This window comes from Candidatus Paceibacterota bacterium, assembly GCA_035452965.1.
Classification (GTDB): Bacteria; Verrucomicrobiota; Verrucomicrobiia; order Limisphaerales; family UBA8199; genus UBA8199.
The window spans coordinates 59,291-78,628 of record DAOTCE010000019.1 but is presented as its reverse complement, the minus strand read 5'-3'; the positions used below and the strand labels follow the sequence as shown (position 1 = coordinate 78,628).

Here is a 19,338-nt window from a genome sequence, read left to right as displayed (position 1 = left end):
CCACGCGAGTTTTTTGAATGGATTTTTCTGGAAATAGTCTTATAATAGAATTGCTTGAAGCGGCAAATGCCATATTCAAAGCACTGTGAGCCCTAACAAGGATGGCTCGATGGCACCCTTCATGCATGGCTGAACAAGAACAAGCAAACAAATCAAGCTATGACCAAATCGTTGGAAATCATCAGCGAGGCTATTCGTAACCCCAAACATCCTTTCCGCAAAGTTGACAACCAGCCAAAGAAACCTCTGAAACATCGCTACGAACGCAGGAAGATCAGGGAATACCTCCACCTCGGGGACTGGGAAACCCGCGAAGCGACGTAGAGACGATTAGAACCGCAAATTGAAATGAAAAAGCCACGCCCGCGCGTGGCTTTTTCATTTACTTCATCAGCAACATCTGCCGGGCGCGCTTGATGGCGCGATTCAGCCGGCGCTGATAGTGCGCGGGCAGGCCGGTGTACTTCCGGGGCAGAATACGGCCCTGGTCGGTCACGAACTGCCGCAACAAAGTGACATTCTTGAAATCAAGCGCGTCCACCGTGAAGTCAATCTTGGGCTTGGGGCGGGGGGTGCGGATTTCACCGTAGGAGGACCGGCCGCGGGCGCCGCGTTTACCCGGTTTGTCGGGACGAGTCTTGCGAGGCATAAGTCGTGGTGGCTACTTGATTTCGCGATGGACAGTGTGGCGCCGCAAGGCCGGGTTGTATTTCTTGATTTCCAGCTTCTCCGGCTTGAGCTTCTTGTTCCGTGTGGTGGTGTAGCGCGAAGGGGACTTGCCTTCCTTGCGCGCCTCCGTGCATTCGATGGTGATGATTTCGCGGGGCATTACGATTCTTTCTCTTTAGGCTTCTCTTCAGCCTCATCTTCCTCAGGTTCAACTTCGGCCAAGCCGACGGCATCCACGGTCCCGAGCGCTCCCAGGCGGCGTTGCCGCAAGGCGCCTTCGCGCTCCAACTGCGCCTGGGCCTGCACGGTAAACCGCGTCCAGGGGATGGCCTCCAAACGCTTCCGGGGGATCGGCTTGCCCGTAAGCTCACAAATGCCGTAGGTGTTCTTCTCGATCCGCTTGAGCGCCTCCTCAATCTCGTACATCGCGTCCTGGTCGGCGGAAAGCAGGCTCAAAGCGAAATCTCGGTCGAAATTATCGGTGCCGGAATCCGCCATGTGCAGGCTGTAGCCGGGCATCTCCTGGGCGGACTCTTTGGCCAGCCCATCCATCTGCCGCGTCAGCTGATCGCGCAACTCCAGCAGCCTACTGTAGTACTTGGCCCACTGCGCCTTGACCTTCGCCCTGCCGTTACTCTTCGACTTCACGATCGGGCGGCCAAGAATGGCCGCGGCGGTGGCCAAGCCGTGCGGCTTGGACGACCGCTTCACTTTGCTGATCTTCTTCTTCTTCTTCGCACTCACAACTCAAACTGCTCGGTTCTTTCCGATCGGTCAAATGGCTCTGCAAACTCTCATCCCGAACTTTGCGGGTCCGGTTGAAAGCGTGGGAATGTATCAAAGGAACGCAGAAGTTCCACAACAATCTTCAGGAATTTGCACCCACGCCGGCCCCGCCCGCCCCCCGGCCCGGGCGGCGTCATCGGGGCAGCCGGTCAGTGCTTCTCGATACAGGCGTAGGCATTGTGGTTATGGATGCTCTCCTGGTTCTCCGCCTCGACCTTGTACCAGGTCACATCCGGGTGAGCCTTGAGCCGGACAACCACGTTGCGCACCAGGTCTTCCACAAACACCGGATTGTCATAAGCCCGTTCCGTAACCGCCTTTTCGTCCTGCCGCTTTAACAGCGCATACAGCTCCGAGCTGGCGGAGCCCTCGATAATGGCGATCACATCCTCAATCCACACGGATTTGCGGGAGCGAATTTGCACGGTAACCTCGCTCCGCTGGTTGTGCGCGCCGTAGGCGGCAATGGCCTTCGAGCACGGGCAAAGGGTGGTTACATTCGCTTTCACCGTCAGCAGAAACTCGATCTCCCTGTGGCTCGCCGCCGCATCGAAACGCGCCCGGTAATCCATGACGCTTTCCTTTCCCGTCACCGGCGCCCGCTTCACCATGAAATAGGGGAATTCGATCTCCAAATGCGAGGTCGCTGCGTGAAACTTCTCCTGCAGCGCGTGAAGGATGTCGCTGATGTTCTCGACGTGGATGATGTTGCCATGCGCGTTGAGCACCTCGAGGAAGCGGCTCATGTGGGTGCCTTTGAATTCCATGGGCAAATCCACAAACATGCCGATCGTGGCGACCGTGTTCTGCACCGCGCGCGCCTTGTCCCGCACCTGGATGGGGAAACGCAACCCCCGCACTCCCACCTTGTCAATGCGCAACTCGCGGTGGTCGCGCTCGCTCTGCTTGTCATGCAGCGGCTCCAGGGTGGCGCGCCCGCGCTCCACGCTGACCCGCGCCGTTCCGTTGCCCCGGCTCGCGTGCCGCCCCTTCGCGGTGGCCGGACGGCGACGCAGACGGCCCGATTTGTTCTCACTCGGCTTGAACATATTCGCAACGTAACAGTGAAGCGATGTTTTGCAAAAGGTTTTGCCCCAAAAACTCCTTTGACTTGAGCCGGACCTCCGAATATTACCGCCGGTATGAAAATACCCGCACGCCTGCTTCCCCCCGTAATCACTTTGCTGGCCCTGCTGCCGGCCGCCCGGTTCGCCGGCGCGGAGACGTTCCGCGTCGCCACCTACAATGTGGAGAATTATCTCGATGCAGCCACGGAGACCCGCTATGTCAAATCCGCCGAGGCGAAGGCCAAGATCCGCGAGAGCATCCGCGCCCTCAGCCCCGATGTGCTCGCCCTGCAGGAGATGGGCTCAATCAGCGCGCTGATTGAGCTCCGCGACTCGCTCAAGGCCGAGGGCCTCGACCTCCCCTATTGGGAACACGTCGCCGGCTTCGACACCAACGTCCACGTCGCGGTCCTGAGCAAGTTCCCGTTCAGCGCCCGCCGCTCGCATACGAACGACAACTTCCTGTTGAGCGGGCGCCGGTTTCACGTCAGCCGCGGCTTTGCCGAGGTGGACATCGCGGTGAACCCGAATTACTCATTCACCCTCATCGCCGCGCACCTCAAGTCCAAACGGCCCATCGCCCAGGCCGACGAGGCCGAACTGCGCCTGGAAGAAGCCAAGTTGCTGCGCGAGAAGGTGGACGCCCGGTTTGCCGCCAACCCGAACGCCAACCTGGTGGTCCTCGGCGACTTCAACGACCACAAGGACGCCGCCCCCACCAGGGCAGTCATTGGCCGAGGCAAGTACAAGCTGACGGACACTCGCCCCGCCGAACGCAACGGCGATGATGCCCCAAGCACAAACCCCGCCTGGGACCCGCGCAACATCACGTGGACTCATTATTACGGAAGGGAGGACGCTTACAGCCGCATTGATTTCCTGCTCCTCAGTCCCGGGATGGCGCGCGAATGGGTCCCCGGCGGCACCTGCGTGCTGGCCCTTGCCAACTGGGGCGTCGGCTCGGACCACCGGCCAATCGTGGCAACGTTCGAAGCCGCCGACAAGTAGCACCAGTGCCGGGATCAAAGCAGCCGATGGCGCCTTGCCACCGGCGGCCGAACTTGCACCTTTGGAGTTTGCCGCTATAAATTACCGGCCTGGCATTGATGCCCTTTGAGAATCCTGACAAATGAGCACTTATACTGCGGAAGTCCTGGAGGGAGTATCCCGCCGCAACGCCGGCGAACCCGAGTTTCTTCAAGCCGCGCGGGAGGTGCTTGAGTCGCTTGGCCCCGTCATCGAACGGCATGGCAAATACCGCGAGGCGCAAATCCTCGAGCGGATCGTGGAGCCGGAGCGGCAGATCATTTTCCGCGTTGCCTGGCAGGATGACGCCGGCCGGATGCAGGTCAACCGCGGTTTCCGCGTGCAGTTCAACAGCGCCATCGGCCCCTACAAGGGCGGGCTGCGCTTTCACCCGAGCGTCAACCTCGGCATCCTCAAGTTCCTCGCCTTTGAACAGATCTTCAAGAACTCGCTGACCACGCTCCCAATGGGCGGCGCCAAAGGCGGCTCCGATTTCGACCCGAAGGGCAAGTCCAACAGCGAGGTGATGCGCTTCTGCCAGAGCTTTATGACCGAGCTGTTCCGGCATATCGGTCCGGACATGGACGTTCCCGCGGGCGATATCGGCGTGGGCGGCCGGGAGATCGGTTACCTGTTCGGCCAATACAAGCGGCTCAAGAGCGATTTCTGCGGTGTGCTCACGGGCAAGGGCCTCAACTGGGGCGGTTCGCTCATCCGGCCGCAGGCCACCGGTTACGGCGCGGTGTACTTCGCCGAGGAGATGCTCAATACGCGCAGTGATTCGCTCGCCGGCAAAGTGTGCGCGGTTTCCGGCTCCGGCAACGTCGCGCAATACACCGTGGAGAAACTCCTGCAATGCGGCGCCAAACCGGTCACGCTGTCGGATTCGGAGGGAACCATCCACGACCCGGCCGGGATTGACGCGGAGAAGCTGGCGTGGGTGCTGGACCTGAAAAACGTGCGCCGCGGACGCATCAAGGAGTACGCGCAGAAGTTCCGCGCAACCTACCTGGCCGGCGAGCGGCCCTGGTCGGTGCCGTGCGACTGTGCCTTTCCGAGCGCCACTCAGAACGAGATCAGCGGCGAAGAGGCCAAAACGCTGCTCAAGAACGGCTGCAAGCTGGTTTCCGAGGGCGCGAACATGCCCTCCGCCCCCGAGGCCGTTGCTGTCTATCTGCAAGCCGGCATCCTTTACGGCCCCGGCAAAGCCGCCAATGCGGGCGGCGTGGCCACGTCCGGACTGGAAATGACGCAGAATTCCATGCGTTTGAGCTGGAATCGCGAGGAAGTGGATCAACGCCTGCATCGCATCATGGTGGATATTCACAACAACTGCCGCGAGACGGCCGAGGAATACGGCGCGCCCGGCAACTATGTGATGGGCGCCAATATCGCCGGCTTCGTCAAGGTGGCCGACGCAATGCTTGACCAGGGATTAGTCTAGCGCAGCCCGCTGGTGGTCCGGGGACGGCAGTCGAACATGCAGCACCAGCCTCCAGCAACGACAGGCCTGCCCGGGCTCGACGCGGTGCTGAGTGGCATCGAACCGGGCGATAATATCGTCTGGGAGGTGGATGCGATCGCTGATTACCAGGAGTTCGTGTCGCCTTACGCCGCGGCCGCCCAGGCGGCCGGCCGGCGCCTGGTCTACTTCCGCTTTGCCGACCACCCGCAGCTGCTGTCGCCGGGTCCTGCGGTCGAGCAACATGACCTGGATCCCAAAGCCGGATTCGAGGCCTTTGTGCGCAATGTCCATGCCGTGATCGAAAACGCCGGCCGGGGCACCTTGTATGTCTTCGACTGCCTCTCGCACCTCGCGGACACCTGGGTCTCCGATCAGGGTCTCGGCAACTTCTTCCAACTCACCTGCCCCCGGCTGCTGGATCTGGAGACTGTGACCTACTTCGGCATCTTCCGCGACCTGCACTCGGCCTACGCGGTCGAGCCAATCCGCAACATCACGCAGTTCATGCTCGATGTGTTCCGGCTGGACGGGCGGCTCTATATCCGCCCGGTGAAGGTCCAGCACCGGTCGCGCGAGGTCATGAACACCCTGCACGTGCGCAGCGGCGACCGGTACCGGCCGGTGAAGGAGAGCGCGGTCCTGGCGCCCATCCTGTCGCACACGCAGTGGCCGCGCCTCCAGAGCGACCAGCGCATGGGCCATTGGCGGCGGCTGTTCCGTGAGGCTGAATCAGTGGCCGAAGAATACCGCCAGGACCGTTGCCCTCCCGAGCGGCTCGAGGATACGCTGCGGCGGGTCCGCTGGGCGCTGCGCGTGCACCGCTCCGGCATCGCCGCCCTGGCGGAACGGTTCCTCAAGCTCGAAGATTATCTGGCCGTCCGCGACCGCATGATCGGGATCGGCTCGGTCGGCGGCAAGACTCTCGGCATGCTCGTGGCGCGCGCGATTCTGCGTGAACGCGACCCCGGCCTGGCCGCGCGGCTGGAGGTGCACGATTCCTTCTTCGTGGGGGCGGAAGTGTTCGTCACTTTCCTGGTGCAGAATCAAGTCTGGTGGATTCGCGAGCAGCAGAAGAAGCCCGCGTCCTTTCTGCAGGGCCTGGACGAGGGGCGCAAACGCATCCTCCAGGGACAGTTCCCGGCGGGCATTCTGGAGCAGTTCCAGGGGATGCTGGATTATTTCGGCGAATCGCCCTACATCGTGCGCTCCAGCTCCATTCTGGAGGACGAGCGGGGCAACGCCTTCTCCGGCAAGTACGAGAGCGTGTTTGTCGCCAACCGCGGCTCGCGGGAGCAGCGCAAGCAGGGCCTGCTCGAGGCGGTTCGCCGCGTTTATGCGAGCGTGCTGGACGAAGAGGCGCTGCTCTACCGCAAACGCCGCGGCCTGCTGGAGAGTGAGGAGCGGATGGCGCTGCTTATCATGCGGGTGAGCGGCGCTCCCAATGGCCGCTACTACTACCCCCAAGCAGCCGGCGTGGGGCTCTCCTTTAATCCCTTTGCCTGGCACAAGGATATCCAGCCGCAGGCCGGAGTGGTGCGGCTGGTCTTTGGCCTCGGCACCCGGGCCGTGGACCGCAGCGACGACGATTATACCCGCCTGGTGGCGCTGAACGCTCCCTCCCGCCGGCCCGAGGCGGATTTCGACGATGTGTGCGAGCATTCCCAGCGGCGCATGGATTGCCTCGACTTGCAGGATGATAAGTTCGTCTCCCTGCCTTTCCAGGACGTCATCGAAGAAGGACCCGACTTCCCGCTCGACCTCTACCTCACGCGGGCGGCCCGGGATTATCCTCTCGTCACATTCGACCGGTTGCTCCGGGAAACGCCGGTGGCGCGGGACCTGCGCCGCATGCTGGAGATCCTGGAGTCGGTCTATGAGCACCCGGTGGACATTGAATTCACCGTGAACTTCCTGGGCGACGGCTCTTATCGCATCCACTTGCTCCAATGCCGCACCTTTCAAATCCGGCGTGAGAGCATTGGCGTGGCCCCTCCGGTGCCCGCCGCGCACACAACCCTGCTGGCAGCTCATGGCGGTGTGATTGGCGTTTCGCGCGAGCAACCCCTCAGCCGGATCATCTACATTGTCACCGATCAGTACGCGGCGCTCCCCGAGCAGTCCCGCTATGCGGTGGCCCGGCTGATTGGAAAACTCAATCGGCTCCAGGCCGCAGATGACCGCGGGCTCATGCTGATCGGGCCCGGGCGCTGGGGCACGCATAGCCCTTCGCTGGGCATCCCCGTCTCGTTCACTGAAATCAGCCGCGCTTCCGTCGTGTGCGAGGTCGTGGCCATGCACGAGAACCTCATCCCGGATGTGTCGCTGGGCACGCACTTCTTCAATGATCTGGTGGAGCACGACATGCTCTACGTGGCCTACTTCCCGAAGAAGTCTGACAACAGCATCAACGAGGAATGGTTCCGCCAGGCGCCCAACCGGCTGCTAAGCCTTGATCCCGGCGCCGCGGCCCTCGCGGAGGTCGTGAAGGTGATCGAATGCGGCGGCGCCTCCCAACGCGTCTGGCTCCGAGCCGATACGTCCGAGCAGGAGGCGCTGGTGTTCATTCGGTCCTGAGCAACCGCGGCCGGCTGTAGTTGCGCGCCACAAGTCGGCCGTTGATTGCCCACACCACAACTTTCTGTCGAATCAGTTGATTCAGCCGTCGCAGGTGGGCTAGAGTGGGCAGATGTCCGAGAAGGACTCGGATTGGCGATGTGCTGATTATGAATTCTCTGCCTGGCTGTTTCCGGCTCTTGCGAGCGAACTTCTTCCCCGTTGGCGGCGTGTTATGCCTGGTGCTGGCCGGCTTTGCGCCCGGCCTGCGCGCGACTCAGGAAGACCGGCCTGAGTCCGCCGCGGGGGCATTCCTGACACCGGAACCGCTTCCCGCCGAAGCGCTGGCAGCCCAGGCCAGCCTGTCCTATGACGCGCTGGCGGAGGCGTCGGCTGGACCGGCGGCGGTGGGCCCCATTGCGCCGGCGCCCGGGCAACCGAGTGGGGCGTTGAGCGGGCGGATCGTCTTTGCCGGCGCGCGGCATGGATGGGTGTACGATCCGAGCGCCTGGCGATTGTGCCGGCCCGAGTATGCGGGCATCAACGAGGACAACGGCAACCTGGACCAGATGACCCTGTTCGCCTTCTACTGCTTTAACGCCGGCGCCACGGTGGTGCCGCTGCGGCCAGTGGGACATCAAACCAACGAGGTGGTGCTGGACAATGACAGTGCCGGCGTGACATGGAGCGGCGCTTGGAGCGACACCAGCGACACGGTGTTCTACGGCAGCGCGGGCGATGTGCCGTCCCGCTCCGCGGCTGTGTCCGACACCGAGTCTGCCACGGCGACTTACACGCCCAACATACCGTTAACAGGCTTCTACCCGGTTTACACGTGGGTGACCGCAGGCAGCGACCGGACCAACCAGCTCTACCGCATCCGCCATACGGGAGGCGAGGCGCTGGTGCGCGTGCCGCATCACATGGTGGGCAACGGGTGGGTTTACCTGGGCACCTACTACTTCGCAGCCGGCGCGAATTCGGCTGATGGCGCGGTGCTGGTCAGCAATCTGGGGCCGGTGCCCGGCGCCACGGGCGTTGTCATCGCCGACGCAATTCGGTTCGGCAACGGGATGGGCTCGATCGCACGGGGCGGGAAAGTCTCCACATACCCGCGCGAGGAGGAGGCGACGCGTTACTGGGTGCAGAACTCGCTGGGGCAAGGGCAGTCGAGCGAGATCTACGACATTCCGGGCAGTAATGACGAAACGGATGACTTCGGCACCACGGCGCGGATGGCGCGGGAGATGAACTACACAAACGTCGTTTCCAGCATGTACAAGCGTATCTACATCGGGTTCCATTCCAATGCCACCTCAGGAAATACGAACACGGCGACCGCGCGGGGCACAGTCGGGCTTTACAACAGCAACGCGGCCGACCGCACGCCCAATCAGGTCTGGCTTGCCACAGCCTGCGGCCAGGAAGTCACCTATGATCTGACGAGCATGAATGCCTTCCTGGAGGTGCCCTGGCACGATCGCAGTCCCTACATCACTTACGGCGACGGGAGTTACGCCGAGATCAACACGGCCAATTTCAGCGGCGAGATGGACGCCACCATCATCGAGGTGGCCTTCCACGACAATACGGAAGACATCAAGCTGCTGCTGGATCCCAAGGCGCGGAATTGGGTCGCCCGGGCTGCTTATCACGCCGTGGTGAAGTATATGAATAAGTATGACGGGTTGGCGCTGAATTTCCTGCCTGAACCACCTTACAGCGTCCGCGCGGTGGCCGTGCCGACGGGCGTGCAGATTTCCTGGAACACCCCGCTTGCGCAAGCCGGCAGCGGCGCGGCGACGGGCTATGTCGTCTATGTCTCCACGAATGGCTACGGCTTTGGCAGTCCCGTGGCGGTGGGCGGCGGCGGGACGACTTCGACAACGCTGACGACACTGCCCGCCGATGCGGATTACTATTTCCGCGTGGCGGCAGTGAACAACGGGGGCCAATCGTTTCCGTCAGAAGTCGTCGGTTGCCGGCGCGCTTCGAATCCGGCGCAGTCGCGGGTGCTCTTTGTGAACGCCTTTGACCGGTTCGACCGCACGACCAATCTGCGCCAGGACCTCACTAAGACCAATTATGTGCCGCCGGGCAACACCGGGGCCACCGGCCGGGTGATGCCGCAAGCCAATAACGCGTTTGACTATGTGGTGCAGCACGGCAAAGCCATCAGCGCCTTCGGAATGCCGTTCGATTCCTGCTCCCGCCAGGCGGTGACCAGCGCTAAGGTTAGCCTCGGCAATTACGACATCGTGGTCTGGGAATGCGGCACGAGCCTGACCAACACCTTCCGCAGCGTGGAGCGCAGCTTCCTCAACACCTTCCGCGGCGCGGGCGGCCACCTGTTCGTATCCGGCGCGGACATTGGGTGGGATCTGGACCGCGCCACTGGACCTGCCGCAGCCGATCGTGCTTTCCTGAACAACGCGCTCCACGCTGATCTCGGCGCGGACGCCAACAACAATAGCGGCAGCTACACAGTTAGCCCGGCGGGCGGGACAATCTTTGCCGGCAGCGGCGACGCCACGTTCGACAACGGCACAAATGGGATATACTGGGTGCAGAACCCGGATGCGCTCACGCCCCTGGGCGCCGGGGCCAGCGCAGCGCTGAGCTATGTGGGCGGCAGCGGCGGCACCGCCGCGGTGCAATACGACGGCTCGGCAGGCGGCGGCAAAGTCGTCTATTTCGGCTTTCCCTTCGAGACCATCACCAACGCCACAACGCGCAGCGCCTACATGGCGGACATCCTGCGTTTCTTCAGCAAGCCCGCGCGCTTCGAGGCCATCGCCTGGCTGCCCGACCGGCGGCCGCAGGTTACACTCAGCGCTGAGCCGGGCCTGGTCTACACGGTTCTGGTCTCGAGCAATCTTACGAGCTGGGAGACGTTGACCAACCTACCGAACGTCAGCGGCTCCGTCAGCTTCGTGGACGACGCGGCGACCAACGCGCCGCAGCGATTCTACCGCGCCGAACTCGTCCCCTGAACGCGCGTGGTCCCCGCATAACGGCGTAACGCCAGCTTGGACGTCTGCGTCACCTCAAGGGATTCCTGTCACTGTCCGCCACGCCGGCTGTTCAGGTCCACAATTGCCGGTCCAGCGAGCGGTACTGGATGGCTTCGGAAATGTGCGCACTGCCGATCTTCTCCTCGCCCGCCAGGTCGGCAATGGTCCGAGCCACTTTCAGGATGCGGTCATAGGCGCGCGCGCTGAGGTTCAAGTCGGTCATGGCGAACTTCAGCAGCTCCATCGTCGCCTCATCCAGGGCGCAGTAGCTTTTCAGCTCCCGGCTGCCCATGCGGGCGTTGCAGGTGATCTTCGGCTTGTCCTTGAACCGCGCCTGCTGAATCCGCCTCGCCGCGACGACCCGGGCGCGGATTTGCTCGGACGGCTCGCCGTTTCGCTCGCCGGTAATCTCGCGGAACTTGACCGGGGGCACCTCCACGTGCAGGTCAATCCGGTCCAACAGCGGGCCGGATATGCGGCCCAGGTAACTCTGAATCTCACGCGGCGAGCTGCGCGATTCGCCGGGCATCTTGCCGTCGGGCGTCGGGTTCATCGCCGCCACCAGCATGAATTGAGATACTAGAGGAAGAATCATCTAAAACGCCTGTAAATACAGGGCCATTCTGCGCCTTTTGCCCCCTGAAAAAAAGTTGAATTTTTTTGCATCACAGGGGGTTTAGAATTTACCTAGCGCGGTTCTGATTCGGTTGGTGATTCTGCCAGCCTTCCTCAACTGGCATTCCCAAAACCGCATCACAGTCCAACCGCGTTTCCGCAATTCCCCTTTCACCCGTAAATCTCGTTTCCGGTTGCGTTCGATTTTCTGACGCCAGTAAGGGACGTTTGAAGCCGGGGCGCGGTAGCACTTCGGGCAACCATGCCAAAAACAGCCGTCAACGAAAACGGCGAGCCGTGCTTTTGGAAAAGCGAAATCGGGACTGCCGAAAACTGGCCAGTGACGCCGCCACCCTCGCAGCCCCGCGCTTCGCAGAATCTTAATCAGATTCAACTCGGTTGACTCGTTCCCTCGCGAACGGACTCGCGCCATGATTTGAGAACGTGTCATGGCCATCACGATTATGGCAGGAGGTTTGGCGGGATGTTTATCAAAAGCGATTTGTCCGTTTCAACGGCCCCCACGCGCTCATTATACTTTTCCAGCAACGCCCGAAGTCTGTCTTTCCGATGCTCGCCAGAAAACTCAGCAATTTCCTCCATATTCTGACTCACAAAGGATTCGATGCTCTCCACGCTTATCTTCCCTTCCGCAGCTTCGGCGGCAAGTGTTCGGGCTGCGGTTAGCTTACCGGCAGGAACAATCACATAGACCCTGATTCCCTGTTGAATGTTTTCGAGGCATCTTTGGAAAACCCCGCTGCCCTGACCACCAGCCCCGGTGCTAACGGTCACATGGAAAGCGGTGTCGCCCACGTGAAAATCTCCCGCCCTGCCCAACTGATTGTCGGCGGTGCTGTAGGAAAAATTCTGAATGGTCATGGTTGGAAACCGGAGCGCGAGTTTCGCGCCGACCAAGTGTTGAGATAAAATCCTGTCCTTACCTTTCTCCCTCGCCTTCGTTAGCAAATCTGCGACGAATTGCCATGTGGTTTTCGTCGGGTCAAAGGAGGGTTCAAGCCTCTGCTGGTTGTGCCAATCCTTTACGCGCTCAACTAAGAATCCTTGGAGTGATTTCAGAATCTCGTTCCGTTCCTCCGTTGGCAATCTTTCCAGTTCAAAGGGGCGTAGGGCGTCTAACATCGTGCCAATATCCCCCGGCCCACCCCGGTTTGTTCGCCCCGTTTCCTTTAGGTAAATTCGATGTTCGTCAAAACCCGCGAGTATGCCCTGAACCTTTTTTGGCGAGAGTCCACGAATCTGCGCCTTGCCGTGGGCTGTGCGATAAGAATCCAAATTGAGACAGTAATTCGTTTTGCAAAGTTCAAGGACATGAAGGGCGGCAGCAATGGTGCCTCTGGCTGGGCCACATGATTCGGGATAGACGGGCAACGCAGCAAACCACGCCTCAAACGCTCTCAAAACTTGGTCTTTCATTCGGGTATCACGAGTTGTGACTTTTTGTGCCTTCGACTGTGCGATTGGTTTGCCATTCTGCTGCGGCTCAAGGCATTTGTTGAGATAATTCTCAGCAATCCACTTAACAGCAGGAACGCAAACCGCATCGCCAAAACCGAAAAGAGCCTGATTCAAGGGAACATCAATCTTGAATTCGTCTGCCCCCATCAATCGGGCGCACTCACGCGGGGTCATGAGCCTTACGTAAAACTCACCCTTGCCAGCTTTGAAAACGATTTGCCTTCCGCTGCCGCCGCGAGGCGTTCGCAAACAGCCTGCGATGCCATCTGTTCGCAGTTCTGCCATTGAGCGTTTATTCCGTATGCGCCGAAAGGCTGTGCCGTAGGTGTAGTTTCTTTGCCCCTTTAGTTGCGCGGCAAGCGCGGCGTGCTTCTCGCTCAACTGGTTCAGAAAATATTCAACCCTGTCCGTTGACCACCATTGTTTAGAAGTGTGCGGCAGGGGTTGCAAAATATCCTCTAGCCTCACTTTCAACTGTGGCGGTGTTGGCAGGTCAGCAATGGCCCACCGGATGGACTTGTTCGCTTTGATGAATTTCGCCAAGGCCGGGGGCCGCAAAATCGAATCTGTAAAATTGACGTTGGACTGTGCCCCACGCTTGCCAACGACAAACAGCCGTTGCCTGCTCTGCGGCACGAACCAAGCGGCATTCATTATGAACGGGTCAACCGCGTATCCCAAGCTGTTCAACGCGAGCATGGCTTTGCGGAAATCGCCTCCCTTGTGCGAAGTGAGGAAGCCCAAAACGTTTTCCAGCAACACCAGTTTGGGGCGGCGTTCGCCAAGATTCTCTAGAACTTTGATGAACCCCCAGAATGCGGAGGACTGTTTGCCCCCTAGCCCCTCCATCGCACCCGCAAGCGATAAATCGTTGCAAGGAAATGAGGCGGTAGCCAAATCAATGTCAGGGATTTTCTCACCCGCAATCTTCGCAACCTTGTGAACGTCCTCTAAATGGAAATGTTCTGGGGCGTCTGGGAAATGGTGCGAATACATTTCCTCTTTGTCGGGGTCGAGGTCATTCGCATAAACCACGCGCCAGCCAGCACCTTGCAGGCCCAAACGCATAAGGCCGATTCCCGCGAAAAACTCAGCAACGCGGGGCTGACTGGCGTTCAACTTTTTTCCAACATCAACGGACACGCGAGGACCATAACAAGATTCATCGTTAAAAGCCATGCTGTTCCCGCCAAAGCGGTTGCTGGTGCGAAAAATGGTTTTGAAGGATGGGGGCTTCGCAGGAAAATTGGCCGAATGAAATCTTGCAAAGGCGAGCACCGATTAGAATTTCAAGAATTGGTGCCCTCGTAAAATTGTGCTGCGCTAACTTTTGGACACCCCGGCCACGCCGCCTCCCCCTCAAGCACCCAAAAAAAGGATAAATTCGGGGTGCCTCGCAACTGCGCGTTAATCGCAATTACAACTCGCGCTAATGGTCAAAATGCTGGTCTGGTCACCTCCTTTCTCAGTTCAGTAGCAAGCCCCTGATACTTCCCCGGCTCCGCTGGCCCGAATTGCTCGCAGAACACCCGTTCGACCAGTGCTTGAACATCGCTTGCCGTGCGGCAGTGCCTCAACTCAAGGGCAATCTCCCCGGCTTCATTTTCATACGCACCCCGGCCTGACAGGTAAATGCCTTCGGGGTCCAACCGGAAAAGCAAATCAGAAATCTGCCCCAAAAGCCTGCCCTGTTCTGCCTTAGCCTGTTTGCGCTTTTGTTCCCGCAAAAGCAGTTCGGCCACTTCCTGCGGGGTGACCTGCGGGAGGACTCGGCGCAAGCTGCGGTGAGCAGTTCGGGCATTCATGGTCAAACCTCCGTTGCGATTTGCCGCGCCAGCTTCACCCGGTCAACCCATTCTTGGTCTAGGGCATACTGCGCGGGGTCTAGTGGTTCATCGCTGAACAGCCATGCAAAAAACTCACTCTTGCTGTAATACAGCTTTCCAGTCCCGCTCCGCTCATCAATCCAAAAAATCTTTGCGCCGTCCTCTGACAAGTCAGAGCCGTTCCAATCGCCCAGCATCGCGCTAACCGCAGAGCGGTCCATTTTCTCAAGCAGGCGAGTAAAGGCTTTGCCGACTTTGTTTTTGGGAATCATTGGCTTCCTTAAGGTTAGCTGTTCAGACCGCACAAGCCAAGCAACGTTTGACCGCCGTTGCCGTCCAACTACAGCCCCTTGCCGTTTTTTCGCCCCGCTTGTTCAGGCAATCGGCAATCCGGTTCAGGCTCTCAATTCCTGTGCTTTGAATTTCGCGGATTGCTTTCAAGGCTTCTGCGGCAAAGGCTCGCTTTTGCGCTTGGAAGGCTGCCCTAGCCTTTTTCAGAGACGGGACAGGGTTTGGGTTGCCAAGCTTCACCCCACGCGCCTTGACGACTGCCAGCCCCTCTTTGGTGCGCTGAGAAATCATCTCCCTTTCCTTCTGCGCTAGCAGGGCAAAAATGCCAACGCTCAACTTGTCTGCGTTCGGCATATCGCAGCAAACAAAATCAATCCCGCTATCCTGTAGTTGTAGCAGGAAAGCCGCGTTGCGGCTCAACCTGTCCAGCTTGGCGATAACCAAAATCGCTTTCTTGGACTTCGCGAGTTGAATCGCAGCCTGTAGTTGCGGCCTCTTGTTGTGCTTTCCGGTTTCCACTTCCTCAAAACTGGCCAGCAAGTCACAGTCGAGGGAGGCGAGGTATCGGGCTACAGCCGCCTTTTGGGCGTCAATGCCGTTGTCTTGTTTTCCGGTGCTTACCCGGTAGTAGGCGACGAACTTTAATCGTTTCATGGCCCCCAAATTACCTCAAAAAGCCCTCTTGTGTCAACTAGTAACATTCGTTTCTAGATGATAATTCTTGGGCAAGCCGCTACGGGGCTTGGGCAAGTCTGGGGGTGTCAACGCCTCAACCAGTGCCTCAGGATGGCTCTGGGGCCACTGGGAGCGCGGGGCGGGGCGTTTAATCGCCTTCCCGCAAGAGTTTGGTGACTGAGACGCCAAGGGCTTTGGCCAGCTTGAAAATGGTTTCCCGGCCCGTCAGCTTCCCGGTTCGTTCCCAATAGGCCAGCGTGGACTGCGGAACCCCGGTCATTTCGGCCAGAGCGTCCTGCGACAGCCCTTTCTCTTTTCTCAGGTGTTGAAGCCATGCGCCGTATTTGTCCCGGCGGCTTTTGGGTGTTCTGCCCATAGCCGCCAATGATATTTTACCAATCCGCTGCTATTGTGGTTTTACTAATGGGTTGGTAATCTCATCGCTCAATGAGAAAACTAAATCTATTTCTGGGCGTTGTGGCCGCGATGGTCACAACCGCACAAGGGCAAGCTTGGCTTACTAACGGCTTGGTTGCCTACTACCCGTTTAATGGAAGCGGGGTTGACGCAAGCGGGAACGGCATCCATTTGGTCAATCATGGCGCAACCCTACAACCTGACCGTTTTGGTATGCCGGGGCGAAGCTATTGGTTTGACGGCACTGGATACTTGGCCTCGACCAGTGCCTTTCCCATTGTCAGCAACATGGCGCGAACCGTATCGCTTTGGTGCTATCGAACAAATATCCAAGATGGTATCCTGCTCAGGTGGGGTGATAACGCCTCGCATGGCAGGGCTTCAAGACTACTTTTCCTAGTGCCGGGAGTATTTCAGGCCAACGGAATCTATTCCGATGTGACCAGCGTGAGAACGAGTATGGATGTAGGCACGGGCCATTGGCTTCACTTGGCTTACACCTACTCGAATAGTCTGTCTGGGATTCGTCTCTACACGAACGGTGTGGCGATACCATCATACATTTCGGCCTCAGAGTTTTCTTCGTGGAATACAACCACAAATACGCCGCTTTATGTCGGATACGAGCCTGCCAATCCTTACCTTCGTTGGATAGGAGCCTTGGACGACATCCGCATTTACAATCGCGCCCTGTCATCAAATGAAGTGGCACAATTGTATTTTGTGGAATCCAACAGCAGCATAATGATTCACAAGGCGGTGTATGTGGATTCGAGCAACCTCACCTTTGGCTCAAATTATCAATTCCAAGTTTCCTCCGACATGGTGAACTGGACCAATCAGGGCGCACCTTTCACCGCAACAGACTCCTACTGGCGTCCGACAAATTACTGGGACGTTGAAAACTGGAATGCACTTTTCTTCCGGTTAGTGCCTCAGTAAAAACCTGCTTGGTCATAAAGACCTCATTGGAGCCGGGAACCCTTGAAAAGCCAAGGTGCTGGTAGAGCTTCACAAGGGCCTCTTCGGTTCGCTTTTTTTTCACAACCATCGAGTTGGGGCTCGCTGTCCCCAAAATCATAGAAATTCCAACATCAAATAAGGTCAGGCAAAGTTTTCTAAGAACGAAGTCCTTCAAAGAAAAATAGTCACCCTGAGAAATCGGATTACGATACAGCATAATGATGTCTGCCACGGTTTGCTCATTGTGCTTAAGAAACGCAAAGTCGGCTCTGGTATGCCCCTGTCTTAATTGATAAACGGTGCTTCTCCTCTGTGTAAAGAATTCCCCCTTGACTATCCCCTCTGTCCTAAAGAGAGACAGGCCAGTTCCGTTACGCTCAATTGAGCTTAGAATTTGGGCTTCAATCTGGACCTCGCTTTCCGTTATCGGCTTCCCGCAAAAGTGGTAGATGAGACAATCCGGTTTCTTCCTCAAAAGGTCACTGACCGGGATAATGTCTGTTTGCATAGTAAATCTAATTTAATCAATAAATGGGGCCACTCTCCTTGAACAACAATGATTGTCATTCAAGGAATGAACAGGCCGGGGAGTTGCGGCTAGCCCAAGTGAAAGCTAGTCAACGGCGGTGAGGGTTGCCCACAATTCCCAAGCCGTTCGCCATAAGGCGTTGCTTGGGTTTCAAAGTATCAGCAAAGAATCGCCAACCTGCCTTGCTCTGGGGAGCTTGGAGCAATCAAACTTCCCCCGACAAATCGGCTTAGAAAAACTATAATACTTGGACGGTTCGCCATGTCAGACCGTCTCTGACGTAAGAGGCAAGCAGAGTGGCCAGAGCAACACCCTTACTCGCTTCCCCGGTCTATTCCTTCCTCACTCAGCATCTTCTGTTGAGTGAGGGGGTAGCCACTGCCACGGGCGCAAAAGATATTTGAGAAAGATAAATCCTCTACGACCCGCAACAAGATTCTTAGTAAAACATTTAACATAGTGACTACCATAAACAGTTACACCTAGAACCGTGCCACTGAGAAATGAGACTAAGCGATTGGAGCTTTTTCTTGGTCACAAGCAGGGACTAGGAAAATCCTTAGAGGCTCTTCCCGCTTTGCATATAGACGCCATTTCTCTTGTGCTATCAGAAGTGTATTACAGAGAGACAAAGACTTTATGCATTTACAACCATTAACAGTGACAGCAAAACAAGCCGCAGCCCTGCTCTCTATGTCTCGCGGGAATTTTTACGTGCTTCGCAGGAAAGGGGTGTTCAAGCCACTACCACCACCAGCCCCACGGCGCAACCAGCTTTTTAGATTCTCAGACCTTGTTCAATTCGTTGAGCAAAAAGAAACCAAGAAAGAGAAGTAAGCCTATGCCAACCCCTCAACTAAACTGTTCATTCCAGCCCTTGCCTGCCAGCGGAATTGACAACCTCAAAGACACTGGCAGCAACAGCCATGAAACCGAATTTTCGGCAGTCTGGAAAATGGTCTTGGCCAATTACAGGACATTCACAGCACAGGACTTTTACAGCCTGACCAAGAGCCTCGACCTCGACCCGCAAGAGGTAAAGAAGTTGACTCAAAAATACATCAAGAAGGCTCTGAAATCCGGTCACATTGTCTTGCTTCAAAGTGTTGACGAGCCTGTTTTTCAGGTTGTCTAGGTGTAATTAGAATTATGCAACCAAGCATCGCACCAGCTAACCCAGCCGATAACGGACAGCCAATCAATTATCAGCCCTCTGTCACGTTCCACCAAATCACAGACGATGACAGGCAACGCGCACAGGACAATCTGCAAGCCCTGATGGACCATACTAGCAGCAGCTTGGACCCCCTGCCCAGAGATTGTGAGGACTGACATGAACACAAGGGCTATCTTCCAAATCATGGTTGCCTCAAAGTTTGGTTCACACTCTGAGGAAATTATGCGGCACTTTGATACTTTGGTGCAGCACTACGGAGAGGACACAGCACTGACCGTGATTCTGGAAGCCTGCCAGAAGTTCAAGCAGCAACTTGAAGCGAAAGCCTCTCTGCCCCTCAGTCCAAATGCACAAGCAATCCGCGAGCAACTGGAGGTTGCCAACAAGCAGAAGATTGAAACAAACAGTTTGCTCCGGTTACGCAGCGTGATTGAAAGACTCAGGCAGAATATCCTGAAATGCTCGGTTGAAGTTAACGGCAAAGCTTTGAGCCAAGAGGAAATTGAAAGTGCGTTGCCCAAAGTGCCGTCCTGCTTCGCGGCTGGCAGGACAACGTATGTCGCGCACGCGGCAGACAAAAACAGCAAGGTTAAGAAGCTGACCTTGGACGTTATCAGTTAAGGAATCTTTGGTTGGCAACCCATACGGCCAACCTTTGGCTAGCCCCTCGCTTCTCTGCTAGCCACGGGCGGGGGTTATCGTGTGCGCCTACTGCGATAGACGATGCACAACGCACGATGCCCCCGCCCAAATTCTTTAGGGGAGCATGACCCCTTGCCCCAACAA

At 57.9% G+C, this 19,338-nt stretch carries 18 protein-coding genes and 1 pseudogene; 8 read left to right on the top strand and 11 right to left on the bottom strand.

Translation table 11 applies throughout. The annotated features are described in order from the left end of the window. Nucleotides 1–159: 159 nt before the first annotated feature. Nucleotides 160–324 (top strand): hypothetical protein, encoded by a 165-nt coding sequence (locus P5205_14685; GenBank protein ID HSA11608.1) that lies wholly within the window; start codon nt 160–162, stop codon nt 322–324. A gap of 58 nt (nt 325–382) precedes the next feature. Here P5205_14685 and rpsR read toward each other — a convergent pair whose 3' ends face one another. From rpsR to folE2, 4 genes are all read right to left on the bottom strand, one after another. Beyond that, a complete protein-coding gene (rpsR, locus tag P5205_14680; protein ID HSA11607.1) occupies nt 383–649 on the bottom strand; it encodes a 30S ribosomal protein S18 in 267 nt (88 codons plus the stop codon). A 12-nt stretch (nt 650–661) separates the two neighbouring features. Further along, the gene (gene rpmG / locus P5205_14675) at nt 662–829 is read right to left on the bottom strand and encodes a 50S ribosomal protein L33 (protein HSA11606.1); all 168 of its coding nucleotides are present in this window, start codon (nt 827–829) and stop codon (nt 662–664) included. Further along, the gene (locus tag P5205_14670; GenBank protein ID HSA11605.1) at nt 829–1,413 is read right to left on the bottom strand and encodes a TraR/DksA C4-type zinc finger protein; all 585 of its coding nucleotides are present in this window, start codon (nt 1,411–1,413) and stop codon (nt 829–831) included. Before P5205_14670 ends, rpmG begins: the two co-directional genes overlap by 1 nt. Before the next feature lie 191 nt (nt 1,414–1,604). Continuing rightward, nucleotides 1,605–2,504, bottom strand: a complete 900-nt coding sequence (folE2, locus tag P5205_14665) for a GTP cyclohydrolase FolE2 (GenBank protein ID HSA11604.1) — start codon at nt 2,502–2,504, stop codon at nt 1,605–1,607. A gap of 93 nt (nt 2,505–2,597) precedes the next feature. Here folE2 and P5205_14660 point away from each other — a divergent pair, with 93 nt between their 5' ends. The 4 genes from P5205_14660 to P5205_14645 all read left to right on the top strand — a co-directional run bounded on the left by P5205_14660 (nt 2,598) and on the right by P5205_14645 (nt 10,559). Then, nucleotides 2,598–3,530, top strand: a complete 933-nt coding sequence (locus tag P5205_14660; GenBank protein HSA11603.1) for an endonuclease/exonuclease/phosphatase family protein — start codon at nt 2,598–2,600, stop codon at nt 3,528–3,530. A gap of 121 nt (nt 3,531–3,651) precedes the next feature. Further along, nucleotides 3,652–4,992 carry an NADP-specific glutamate dehydrogenase gene (gene gdhA, locus P5205_14655; GenBank protein ID HSA11602.1) on the top strand — a complete coding sequence of 447 codons (1,341 nt, stop codon included), beginning with the start codon at nt 3,652–3,654 and terminating at the stop codon, nt 4,990–4,992. Nucleotides 4,993–5,028: 36 nt separating this feature from the next. Next, entirely contained in the window at nt 5,029–7,587 is a 2,559-nt protein-coding gene (locus P5205_14650) for a PEP/pyruvate-binding domain-containing protein (protein ID HSA11601.1), read from the top strand. Nucleotides 7,588–7,736: 149 nt separating this feature from the next. After that, nucleotides 7,737–10,559 (top strand): fibronectin type III domain-containing protein, encoded by a 2,823-nt coding sequence (locus P5205_14645; protein HSA11600.1) that lies wholly within the window; start codon nt 7,737–7,739, stop codon nt 10,557–10,559. 91 nt (nt 10,560–10,650) lie between these two features. Here the strand turns inward: P5205_14645 and P5205_14640 are convergent. The 7 genes and pseudogenes from P5205_14640 to P5205_14610 form a co-directional block, all read right to left on the bottom strand. Then, nucleotides 10,651–11,157: pseudogene (locus P5205_14640) on the bottom strand (ATP-binding protein). A 99-nt stretch (nt 11,158–11,256) separates the two neighbouring features. Continuing rightward, nucleotides 11,257–11,652 carry a very short patch repair endonuclease gene (locus tag P5205_14635; protein ID HSA11599.1) on the bottom strand — a complete coding sequence of 132 codons (396 nt, stop codon included), beginning with the start codon at nt 11,650–11,652 and terminating at the stop codon, nt 11,257–11,259. A gap of 5 nt (nt 11,653–11,657) precedes the next feature. After that, a complete protein-coding gene (locus tag P5205_14630; GenBank protein ID HSA11598.1) occupies nt 11,658–13,952 on the bottom strand; it encodes a DUF4928 family protein in 2,295 nt (764 codons plus the stop codon). A gap of 158 nt (nt 13,953–14,110) precedes the next feature. Then, nucleotides 14,111–14,479 (bottom strand): hypothetical protein, encoded by a 369-nt coding sequence (locus tag P5205_14625; GenBank protein ID HSA11597.1) that lies wholly within the window; start codon nt 14,477–14,479, stop codon nt 14,111–14,113. A gap of 2 nt (nt 14,480–14,481) precedes the next feature. After that, a complete protein-coding gene (locus P5205_14620) occupies nt 14,482–14,772 on the bottom strand; it encodes a hypothetical protein (GenBank protein ID HSA11596.1) in 291 nt (96 codons plus the stop codon). A gap of 22 nt (nt 14,773–14,794) precedes the next feature. Continuing rightward, the gene (locus P5205_14615; protein ID HSA11595.1) at nt 14,795–15,445 is read right to left on the bottom strand and encodes a recombinase family protein; all 651 of its coding nucleotides are present in this window, start codon (nt 15,443–15,445) and stop codon (nt 14,795–14,797) included. A gap of 169 nt (nt 15,446–15,614) precedes the next feature. Further along, entirely contained in the window at nt 15,615–15,842 is a 228-nt protein-coding gene (locus tag P5205_14610) for a helix-turn-helix transcriptional regulator (protein ID HSA11594.1), read from the bottom strand. Between the two features lie 71 nt (nt 15,843–15,913). Between P5205_14610 and P5205_14605 the strand changes: the two genes are divergently transcribed. The 3 genes from P5205_14605 to P5205_14595 all read left to right on the top strand — a co-directional run bounded on the left by P5205_14605 (nt 15,914) and on the right by P5205_14595 (nt 19,173). Continuing rightward, nucleotides 15,914–16,825, top strand: coding sequence for a LamG domain-containing protein (locus P5205_14605; GenBank protein HSA11593.1), 912 nt, complete (start codon nt 15,914–15,916; stop codon nt 16,823–16,825). Nucleotides 16,826–18,216: 1,391 nt separating this feature from the next. After that, the gene (locus P5205_14600; GenBank protein HSA11592.1) at nt 18,217–18,510 is read left to right on the top strand and encodes a hypothetical protein; all 294 of its coding nucleotides are present in this window, start codon (nt 18,217–18,219) and stop codon (nt 18,508–18,510) included. A 264-nt stretch (nt 18,511–18,774) separates the two neighbouring features. Then, nucleotides 18,775–19,173 (top strand): hypothetical protein, encoded by a 399-nt coding sequence (locus P5205_14595; GenBank protein ID HSA11591.1) that lies wholly within the window; start codon nt 18,775–18,777, stop codon nt 19,171–19,173. Nucleotides 19,174–19,338 lie beyond the last annotated feature (165 nt).